Origin of the sequence: Streptomyces sp. MS06, assembly GCF_047200655.1 — a bacterium.
Taxonomy (GTDB): Bacteria; Actinomycetota; Actinomycetes; order Streptomycetales; family Streptomycetaceae; genus Streptomyces.
This window is the reverse complement of record NZ_JBJZOJ010000135.1, coordinates 1-1747: the sequence shown is the minus strand read 5'-3', so window position 1 is coordinate 1747 and position 1747 is coordinate 1. Positions and strand designations below refer to the sequence as shown.

Below are 1747 nucleotides of genomic sequence, written 5' to 3'. Positions count from 1 at the left end.
CCTCGCGTATTCAGCCGCGAATGCGAACTGACGCCCCGACAGCAAAGGGGGTGCCTCTCACCTGCGATGATCTGGACTGTCTAGATCAAGAGCATCTTCGGGAGAGGCACCCTCCGGGTGAAAGCTACCAGTTGGGACAGTCGGCTCGTGGTGCGGGCCGACGACAGGAATCTGGTCGGGCACGCGGGGATCGTGCTGCTTCGCCGCGTCGCCGACAGGGTCGGTCTGGCCACCGCGCTGAGCGCGGTGTTGCCTCGGGGTGCCGGGCCAGGGTGGCGGGATCGCGGGATGGCGCTGGTCCAGATGGCCTGCGCGATCACGCTCGGCGCCACGAGCGTTCTGGAAACCGAGCAACTCCAGTACCACTGGCGGACGTTGTTCCCGAATCCAGTCTCGGACAGCACCCTGCGACGAGTCCTGGAGGCGGTCGACGGCCCGATGGCGGCGCGTATCGAGCGGGTCCGCGCCGCGACACGACGGGTCGTATGGACCTGGCTGGCCCTGCGGCCTACGGGTTTCCCCTGGATATCGGTGTGCGGCCGGGAACTGTCCGGCTGGTACGTCCTCGACCTGGACGCCACGGTCGTGACCTGCACCAGCAGGAAGGAAAGAGCGGCGGGCACGTTCAAGGGCACCTTCGGGCATCATCCGCTCGGCGCCTGGGTGGCGAACACCCGTGAATGCGTGGTGATGCTGCTGCGGCCGGGCAACGCGGCCGCCAACGACGTCGCTGATCACAGGACGGTCCTGGCCGCCGCGTTGCGGCAGCTCGCGCTGCCACTGTGGTCGAAGCTCCTGATACGGATCGACGGCGCGGCCTTCAGCCACGCCCTCCTCGATCATCTCCAGTCCCTGACCACGAGCCGGCGGCGGGTGCGCTGGGTGACCGGCTGGGCGATCCACACCGCCGACGAGGCCGCCATCGCAAGGCTGCCAGAGAAAGTGTGGACGGCCGCGCTGCGGCAGGACGGCGAAGTCCACGAGATCACAGGCCCCGACGGCGACATGGTCTCCTACCAGGTCGCCGAGCTGACCGGGGTCCGCGACCTTGCCGGATGGCCCGAGGGGACACGACTGATCGTGCGCCGGGTCAAACCCTCACGGCGGGATACGAAGAAGCTGACCGCCTTCGAGAAGGCCACCGGCTGGCGCTACCAGATCGTCGCCACGAACATCCCCGACCACCGCGGGCTGTCCGGCGTCCCGGCTTCCGGACAGGTGTGGTTCGTCGACGCCCTCTACCGTGATCACGCAGAGGTCGAGGACCGAGTGAAAGCGATCAAGCGGGTCGGTCTCGGACTGCTGCCCTCGAAGTCCTGGCAGATCAACACCGCCTGGGTCCTGGCCGCCACCATCGCCGCCGACATCGACGCCTGGACCCGGCTCCTCCTCCTGCACGACGAACCCGAACTCGCCATCGCCGAGCCGCAGACGATCCGCGCCAAGCTCTACCACCTGCCCGCACGCCTCACCTCACACGCCCGCACGCGGACCCTCCACCTCGACCGCACCTGGCCGTGGTCAGCGGCATTCACCACTGCCTGGAACCACACCACGAACCTTCCCCTCGTCACCTGACGGCCACACCCCGACCCCGCGAAGACCAGGAAGGAGGCACCACCCCCTCGGGCCCGTGGAACCCGACGCCACCGCAGCGCATGCGACGGCCCCACGTCCGCACCCGCAGGACGAACCAGGGCAATCCGCAGGGACACCTCACACGGTCAGGCTGCAGAAGAATCGAGGT

1 protein-coding gene is annotated in these 1747 nt (G+C 68.3%); it reads left to right on the top strand.

Annotation, left to right across the window (positions count from 1 at the left end):
• The first annotated feature begins 117 nt into the window (after positions 1-117).
• A complete protein-coding gene (locus ACL02U_RS32785) occupies positions 118-1578 on the top strand; it encodes an IS1380 family transposase (RefSeq protein WP_412794659.1) in 1461 nt (486 codons plus the stop codon).
• Positions 1579-1747 lie beyond the last annotated feature (169 nt).